The 8,250-nt window shown below is 72.1% G+C and carries 6 protein-coding genes; 4 read left to right on the forward strand and 2 right to left on the reverse strand.

Annotation, left to right across the window (positions count from 1 at the left end; genetic code table 11):
- Nucleotides 1-135: 135 nt before the first annotated feature.
- Both ACFUEL_RS29925 and ACFUEL_RS29930 read right to left on the reverse strand, forming a co-directional pair.
- Nucleotides 136-1,392, reverse strand: a complete 1,257-nt coding sequence (locus ACFUEL_RS29925; protein WP_380239903.1) for an FAD-binding protein — start codon at nucleotides 1,390-1,392, stop codon at nucleotides 136-138.
- A 160-nt stretch (nucleotides 1,393-1,552) separates the two neighbouring features.
- Nucleotides 1,553-2,599, reverse strand: coding sequence for a LacI family DNA-binding transcriptional regulator (locus ACFUEL_RS29930; RefSeq protein WP_380239904.1), 1,047 nt, complete (start codon nucleotides 2,597-2,599; stop codon nucleotides 1,553-1,555).
- A 178-nt stretch (nucleotides 2,600-2,777) separates the two neighbouring features.
- On the opposite strand from ACFUEL_RS29930, the gene ACFUEL_RS29935 reads away from it, so the two are divergent.
- Genes ACFUEL_RS29935 through ACFUEL_RS29950 form a run of 4 tightly spaced genes read left to right on the forward strand, consistent with a single transcriptional unit; the run spans nucleotide 2,778 to nucleotide 8,231 of the window.
- Entirely contained in the window at nucleotides 2,778-4,067 is a 1,290-nt protein-coding gene (locus ACFUEL_RS29935) for an ABC transporter substrate-binding protein (protein ID WP_380239905.1), read from the forward strand.
- 17 nt (nucleotides 4,068-4,084) lie between these two features.
- Entirely contained in the window at nucleotides 4,085-5,020 is a 936-nt protein-coding gene (locus tag ACFUEL_RS29940; RefSeq protein ID WP_380239906.1) for a carbohydrate ABC transporter permease, read from the forward strand.
- Complete coding sequence (locus tag ACFUEL_RS29945) at nucleotides 5,020-5,838, forward strand: carbohydrate ABC transporter permease (RefSeq protein WP_380239907.1); 819 nt, start codon at nucleotides 5,020-5,022, stop codon at nucleotides 5,836-5,838. Before ACFUEL_RS29940 ends, ACFUEL_RS29945 begins: the two co-directional genes overlap by 1 nt.
- A gap of 8 nt (nucleotides 5,839-5,846) precedes the next feature.
- Nucleotides 5,847-8,231, forward strand: coding sequence for a glycoside hydrolase family 3 N-terminal domain-containing protein (locus tag ACFUEL_RS29950; RefSeq protein ID WP_380239908.1), 2,385 nt, complete (start codon nucleotides 5,847-5,849; stop codon nucleotides 8,229-8,231).
- Nucleotides 8,232-8,250 lie beyond the last annotated feature (19 nt).

An 8,250-nucleotide genomic window follows, 5' to 3' on the forward strand; every position in this document is an offset into this window, starting at 1 on the left:
CCCCCGCACCCCGGGGTCGGGGCACGGGAACGGCGCGGGACGGGGTACCGCGGACCGGGCGGCGAAGCGGGGTGCCGCCCGGACGGCGGAGCGGGAGGAGCGGCACCCCGGGGCCCGGGCCCCGGGGGTGCGGCGTCAGCGCAGGGCGGCGGCCAGCGCGTCGGTGAAGCGGTTGCCGAACTTGCCCTGCGGGTCGCGTTCCTGACGCAGCGCCAGGAAGTCGGGCAGCCGCTCGTAGGCGGTGGCGGCGGCCTGCGGCGCGTGCGTGACCTTCCCCCAGTGCGGGCGGCCGCCCAGCGGCAGCAGGGCGCGCTCGACGTCGGCGAGGACGGGGGCGAGGGCGGCCGGATCGGGCTTCCAGGTGAAGTGGAAGGCCACCGAGTCCCGCCCGTACGCGGGGCTCAGCCACAGGGTGTCGGCGGCCACCGTGCGCACCTCGGAGATGTGCAGGACGGGCGCCAACCTCGGCCCCAGGGACCGCAGTTCGGCGATCGCGGCGCGGGCGGCGGGGCGGGGGAGCAGGTACTCGGACTGGAGCTCGGCGCCGCTGCTGGGGGTGAACTCGGGGCGGAAGTGCGGCAGTCGGCGGTGCCAGGGGCCGGGGACGCCCAGCTGTCGGGTGCAGTTGGCGGCGGGCATGCCCGGTACGGGGTGCTCGGGGGCGGTGGCCGGGCGGGCGCCGGGGACGGTGGCGGCGGGGGTGCCGTCGTCCAGTTGCTTGACCCAGACCCGGCCGGTGTCCGAGCCCCAGTCGGTGAACAGGCTGACGCTGTACCCGGCGGCGTGCACCTCCTCCCACCGCTCCGCGTACCGGGCCAGCGGCAGGCCGAGGTGGACGTGCTGGCGCAGGGCGAAGGCGGGGACGACGTCCAGGGTGAGCGCGGTGGCGATGCCGAGCGCGCCGAGGTGGACGACCTCGCCGGGGTGCGAGGTGGTGCGCGTCTCGCCGTCGGGGCCGATCAGCTCCAGCGAGCGGACGGCGGCGGCGAGCGAGCGGCGGCCGTCGCCGGAGCCGTGGGTGCCGGTCGCGGTGGCGCCGGCCACCGAGATGTGCGGCAGCGAGGCCAGGTTCTCCAGGGCCAGGCCGGCCGCCTGGAGGGCGGCGGCCAGTTCCGCGTACCGGGTGGCGGCGGAGACGGTGACGCTGCGGGCGTCGGGGGCGATCTCGATCCGGGCGGGCAGGGCGTCCAGCAGCACCAGGTCGCCGTCGGTGTCGGCGACCGGGCTGAAGGAGTGGCCGCTGCCCAGCGCCCGGACGCGGTCGCTGCGGCGGACCAGCTCGCGCAGTTCGTCCACCGAGCGGGGGCGGTGCACGGCGCGGGCGCCGAAGGCGAGGTTGCCCGCCCAGTTGGTCAGCGGGCCGGGGTCGGTCACCGGGCGGCCGGTCGTCATCGGTGCACCTCCAGGGGTCGGTGCGGGGCGTCCGAGCGTACGGCCGTTCCCATTTGCAATGGCGAACTACAAATTAGTCCGCCCAGGTCAGTACGGCAAGGGGGCCGCCCGACCCGGCTGCTCGATACGGCCGCCCGGCACGGCCGCCCGACCCGGCTGCTCAGCGCGGTCCGGGGATCGTGCGCTGCAGCCCCGGCGCCACCGTGCTGGAGCGCTCCACCAGGGTGGTGGACAGTTCCAGCCGGGTGGGCGCGGTGCCGGCCTCGCCGTTGCGCAGGGCCAGCAGCAGGCGGGTGGCCTGCTCGGCCATCTCGCGCAGCGGCTGGCGGACGGTGGTCAGCGCGGGGCTGGTCCACTTGGCGATGTCCAGGTCGTCGTAGCCGACCACGGACAGTTCCTCGGGGACGCGCAGCCCGCAGACCCGGGCGGCCTCCATCACGCCGAGGGCCTGCAGGTCGCTGCCCGCGAAGATCGCGGTGGGCCGGTCGGGCAGCTCCAGCAGCCGCTTGGCGCGGGCGAACCCGCCCTCGGCGTGGAAGTCGCCGAAGGCGATCAGCTCGGGGTCGACCTCCAGGCCGGCCATCGACATCGCGGAGCGGTAGCCGTCCAGCCGGGCCAGCGAGCAGAGGGTGTCCTCGGGGCCGGTGACGATGCCGATCCGGCGGTGGCCGAGTTCGATCAGGTGCCGGGTGGCGGCCAGGCCGCCGGCCCAGTTGGCGGAGCCGACCGAGGGGATGTCCGGGTCGGGGTTGCCGGCCGGGTCGATGATGACGAACGGGATGGAGCGGGCCCGCAGCTGGCGCTTGAGCTCGGGCGGCAGGCTGGAGAAGACCAGCACCACGCCGAGCGGCCGCCGGCGCAGCACCGCGTCGATCCAGCCGGGTGCGGGGGCGTGCCGGGAGCCGCTGTGCGCGACCACCACGGCGGCCCCGTACTCGTTGGCGACGTTCTCGACGCCGCGCAGCAGTTCCATCGCCCAGAGGCTGTCGAGTTCGTGGAAGACGATCTCGACCAGCGGGGCCTCGCCGCCGTTGCGGGCGGCGCGCTGGTAGTCGTGTTCGCGCAGCACCCGTTCGACCCGGCCGCGGGTGGACGCCGAGACGTCGGTACGTCCGTTGAGGACTTTCGAAACCGTCGAAACCGAGACTTCGGCTTCCCGCGCGATGTCCGCGAGGGTGACCCGTCCCAGTTCATCGCCCTTTTCCATGGACGCAGCATAGGGCACGGGCGCTCCGGGCCAACCCCCGGACCGGACCCGGATCTGCCCCCGGATCACGCTTCAGTAACCCTCCGCTCGAGGGGTTGACCCGCAACATGCTCGCAACTTAGCGTCCCGGCCAGGCAGTTATTTCGGGACTCGGCTCGAAACTTTAGGAGACTCCCTGATGAAGAGACGCGCTTTCGCTGTGGCCCTCGGCCTCTCCCTGGCGACGGTCGGCGTGACCGCCTGCAGCAGCGGTTCCACCGCTGCCGGCGGCTCCAACACCATCCACGTGCTGGTCTACGGCGATGCCAGCAACAAGGTCGAGAAGCAGCTCGTCGAGACCTTCAACAAGACCTCGAAGGTCAAGGTCGTCCTCGACACCATCCCCGGCGCCGACTACCAGTCCAAGCTGAACACGATCATCAACACCCCGCAGGCCCCGGACATCTTCTTCAACTGGGGCGGCGGCAGCATCCAGCCCTACGTGAAGGCCGACCTGCTGCTCCCGCTGGACGACATGATCGCCGCGGACCCGGGCCTGAAGAGCAACTTCCTCCCCTCCGTCTTCAACACCGCGGTGATCGACGGCAAGTCGTACGGCATCCCGATGCGCGGCACCCAGCCGGTGCTGCTGTTCAACAACAAGAAGGTGCTGGCCGACGCGGGCCTCAGCGTCCCGAAGACCTGGGACGAGCTGCTCAACGCGGTGAACGTCCTCAAGGGCAAGGGCATCACCCCGTTCGCGCTCGGCGGCGGCGACCAGTGGCCGACCCTGATGTGGTACGAGTACGTCTTCGACCGGGTGGCCGGCCCCGAGCTGTTCCAGAAGGCGCTGTCCGGCGACAAGAGCGCCTGGGAGAGCCCGGAGTCGAAGAAGGCCCTCGGCATGCTCAAGCAGCTGGTCGACGCGGGCGCCTTCGGCACCAACTTCGACTCGGTGAAGTTCACCGACGGCGGCTCCCCGGCGCTGCTGGCCAAGGGCCGGGCCGCGTTCGAGCTGATGGGCTCCTGGGCGTACGCCACCCAGCAGGACGCCAGCCCGGACTTCGCCAAGAACGACCTCGGCTACAGCAACTTCCCGTCCGTGCCGGACGGCAAGGGCGACCCGGCGGACGTGGTCGGCAACACCAACAACTTCTACTCGGTGCTGAAGAAGACCAAGCACCCCAAGGAAGCCGCCGAGTTCCTCAAGCTCATGTACTCCGACGAGTTCGTGAAGGCCCAGCTGGGGATCGGCAACCTGCCGACCACCACCAACACCGAGCAGTTCCTCGACACCTCGGCCAGCCCCGAGTACTCGAAGTACCAGTACAACCTGGTCAAGGCCGCCCCGTCGTTCCAGCTCTCCTGGGACCAGGCGTACCCGCCGGCCGCCACCGTGCCGATCCACACTGCCGTGCAGCAGTTCTTCAGCGGCAAGCTCGACGTGGACGGCTTCATCAAGGCGATGCAGGCCCTGCCCGCCTCCTGAACGTCGGGACGAATCCCATGAGTGCTCTCTCCCTCGGATCCGCGTCCGGCCGCCGCGTGCGGTCCGGGCGCCGGTCCGGTGTCGGGGTGACCCGCCCGGGCATCGTCTGGGCGGTCCCCGCGACCGTCTTCTTCCTGCTCTTCGCCCTGCTGCCGCTGGTGCTGGTGGCGGTGCTCTCCTTCACCAGCTGGGACGGCGTCGGCGCCCCCACCTTCAACGGCCTGGACAACTGGACCAAGCTGCTGCACGACCCGGTGATGACCCAGAGCGTCTGGCTGACCCTGGTGCTCACCGTGGCCGGCGTCGTGGTGCAGACCCCGGTCAGCATCCTGCTGGGCGTGTGGGCGGCCGGGCACCAGCGCAACCGCGCCGTGCTGTCCGCGGTCTTCTTCATCCCGCTGCTGCTGTCCGCCACCGCGATCTCGGTGGTCTGGCGGGCCATCCTCGACCCCAACTTCGGCCTCCCCTCGCAGATGCAGTGGCTGTTCGGGGACGGCAACCTGATGGGCGACCAGAGCGGCGCCATCGCCGTGCTGACCTTCGTCGGCATGTGGCAGTGGACGCCGATGCACGCCCTGCTCTACCAGGGCGGCGCCCGGGCCGTCCCGCAGGTGCTCTACCAGGCCGCGTCCATCGACGGCGCCGGCAAGTTCCGGCAGTTCTTCCACATCACGCTGCCGCAGCTGCGCAACACCATGATCACCTCGATGATCCTGATGCTGGTCGGCGGCCTCACCACCTTCGACACCGTGCTGATCCTCACCCAGGGCGGCCCCGGTACCGACACCACCAACAGCGCCTACTACATGTACCAACAAGCCTTCAAGAGCTTCGACTTCGGCTCCGGCTCGGCCATCGCCCTGGTCCTCGTGGTGGTCGCCACCCTGATCTCGCTCGCCGTCGTCCGGTTCTCCGGCTACGACAAGATGCGCAGCACCTCGGAGGGACTGTGATGCGCAGGCGCCCCAACTACCTGGCCGGGCTGGGCTCGCTGGTCTGGCTGGTCGTGGTCGGCTTCCCGCTGTACGTCCTGCTGATCTCCACCTTCCGGACCCGCGCCAGCTACTCCTCCGAGGGCCCGCTCAGCTTCCCCGAGCACCTGACCCTGCAGAACTACTTCGACGACTTCTCCAACGGTTTCGGCCAGGACTTCCTGAACACGCTGATCGTCACCGTCAGCGTGGTCGCGATCGTGCTGCTCGTCGTGCCCCCGCTGGCCTACGCCATCGTGCGCGCCCGGGGCAGGACCATCAGCACGGTCTTCCGGATCTTCCTGCTGGGCCTCGCGATCCCCGCGCAGGCCGTGATCGTGCCGATGTTCTACGTGATCAGCAAGGCCGGCCTGTACGACCAGCTGATCGGCGTCATCCTGCCCACCGCGGCGTTCTGCCTGCCGGTGTGCACGCTGGTGCTGACCGGCGCGATGCGCGACATCACCAACGAGCTGTACGAGGCCATGGCGATGGACGGCGCCAGCCCCTGGCGGGTGTTCTGGCAGCTGGTGGTGCCGCTGTCCAAGGGCGGCCTGTCCTCCGTCGTGGTCTTCTCGGCGCTCCAGGCGTGGAACGGCTTCCTGTTCCCGCTGATCCTCACCCAGTCGGAGAGCACCAAGGTCATCACCCTCGGCCTGTACAACTTCCAGACCGAGCACGGCGTGGACGTGCCCGGCCTGCTCAGCGCCGTCGTGCTGTCGATGCTCCCGATCTTCATCGTCTACCTGTTCGCCCGGCGTGCCTTGGTCCAGGGCCTCATGGGCGTCGGAGGAAAGTGACCGCCGAAATGACCGCCGAACCCATCGCCGCGACGAACCCGGCCGAGCCCACCGCACCCCCCGCCCCCCGCTGGCGCGACCGCGCGCTCAGCCCCGAGGAGCGAGCGGACGCCCTGATCGCCGAGATGACCCTGCCCGAGAAGCTGGGCCAGCTGGTCGGCCTCTGGGTCGGCGCCTCCGACGAGGGCGGCGACGTCGCCCCGCACCAGCACGACATGGAGGAGCCGCCCGACCTGGACGAGCTGCTCCCGAACGGACTGGGCCAGCTGACCCGCCCGTTCGGCACCCGCCCGGTCGACCCGGCGCTCGGCGCGCTCTCGCTGGCCCGCAGCCAGCAGCGGATCGCCGCCGCCAACCGCTTCGGCATCCCCGCCCTCGCCCACGAGGAGTGCCTGGCCGGCTTCGCCGCCTGGGGAGCCACCGCCTACCCCGTCCCGCTGTCCTGGGGCGCCACCTTCGACCCCGACCTGGTCCGCGAGATGGCCGCCGCGATCGGCCGCGACATGCGCGCCGTCGGCGTCCACCAGGGCCTCGCCCCCGTCCTCGACGTGGTCCGCGACGCCCGCTGGGGCCGGGTCGAGGAGACCATCGGCGAGGACCCGTACCTGATCGGCACGGTGGCCACCGCCTACGTGCAGGGCCTGGAGTCGGCGGGCATCGTCGCCACCCTCAAGCACTTCGCCGGGTACTCCGCCTCCCGCGCCGGACGCAACCTCGCCCCCGTCAACATGGGCACCCGCGAGCGCGCCGACGTCATCCTGCCGCCGTTCGAGATGGCCGTCCGCGAGGGCCGCCCGCGCTCCGTCATGCACGCCTACACCGACACCGACGGCGTCCCCTCCGCCGCCGACGGCGAACTGCTCACCGGGCTGCTGCGCGACACCTGGGGCTTCGACGGCACCGTCGTCGCCGACTACTTCGGCATCGCCTTCCTGAAGGTCCTGCACGGCGTCGCCGGGGACTGGGCCGAGGCCGCCGCCCTCGCCCTGGCCAGCGGCGTCGACGTCGAACTGCCCACCGTCAAGACCTTCGGCGAGCCGCTGCTGCGCGCCGTCGAGGACGGCACCGTCCCCGAGGCGCTGATCGACGGCGCGCTGCGCCGCGTCCTGGCCCAGAAGGCCCAGCTCGGCCTGCTGGACGAGGACTGGGACGCCGTCCCCGCCGCACTGGCCGGCCGGGAGCTGGACGACCCGGCCGCGCTGCGCGGCAGCGTCGACCTGGACCGGCCGGAGAACCGCGAACTGGCCCGCCGGATCGCCGAACGCGCCGTGGTGCTGCTCGGCAACGACGGCACCCTCCCGCTGCGCGCCCCCCGCCGGATCGCCCTGATCGGCCCCAACGCCGACACCCCGACCTCCGTGCTCGGCTGCTACGCCTTCCCCGTGCACGTCGGCAGCCAGCACCCGGAGGTGCCGCTCGGCATCGAACTGCCCACGCTGCGCCAGGCGTTGGCCGCCGAGTTCCCCGGCAGCGAGATCTGGACGGTCGCCGGGGCGAGCGTCGACGGCACCGACACCTCCGGGTTCGCCGAGGCGCTCGACACCGCCCGCCGGGCCGACGTGGTGATCGTCGCCCTCGGCGACCGGGCCGGCCTGTTCGGCCGCGGCACCAGCGGCGAGGGCTGCGACGTGGAGATGCTCGAACTCCCGGGCGTACAGCAGCAGTTGCTCGACGCGCTGCTGGACACCGGCAAGCCCGTGGTGCCGGTGCTGCTGGCCGGCCGCCCCTACGCGCTGGGCCGCGCCGCCACCGAGGCGGCCGCCCTCGTGCAGACCTTCTTCCCCGGCGAGGCCGGGACCGAAGCGGTCGCCGCGGTGCTCAGCGGCCGGGTCAACCCGTCCGGCCGACTGCCCGTCAGCATCCCGGCCCGGCCCGGCGTCCAGCCCTCCACCTACCTGGCCGCCCGGCTCGCCGGGCCCAGTGAGGTCTCCAGCACCGACCCCACCCCGGCCTTCGGGTTCGGGCACGGCATCGGCTACACCTCCTTCGACTGGAGCGAGCTGGAGGTGGAACGCGAACTGGCCGACACCGACGGCGAGTTCGTCCTCTCCTTCACCCTGCGCAACACCGGCGACCGGGCGGGCGACGAGACCGTCCAGCTCTACCTGCACGACCCCGTCGCCAGCGTGGTGCAGCCCGTGCAGCGGCTGATCGGCTACCGCCGGATCACCCTGGAGCCCGGCGGGCAGGCCAGGGTCCGGATCGCCGTCCCCGCCGACCTCGCCTCCTTCACCGGACGCGACGGCCGCCGGACCGTCGAACCCGGCGCCCTGGAACTGCGGATCGCCGCCTCCAGCACCGACACCCGCCTCACCGCCGCCGTCCGCCTGCAGGGCCCGGTCCGCGTCCTGGACCACACCCGCCGCCTGCACGCGGACATCCGCACCACCTGACCCCACCCGCAGCACCACC

This window comes from Kitasatospora sp. NPDC057198, assembly GCF_042670125.1.
In the GTDB taxonomy this organism is placed as follows: domain Bacteria; phylum Actinomycetota; class Actinomycetes; order Streptomycetales; family Streptomycetaceae; genus Kitasatospora.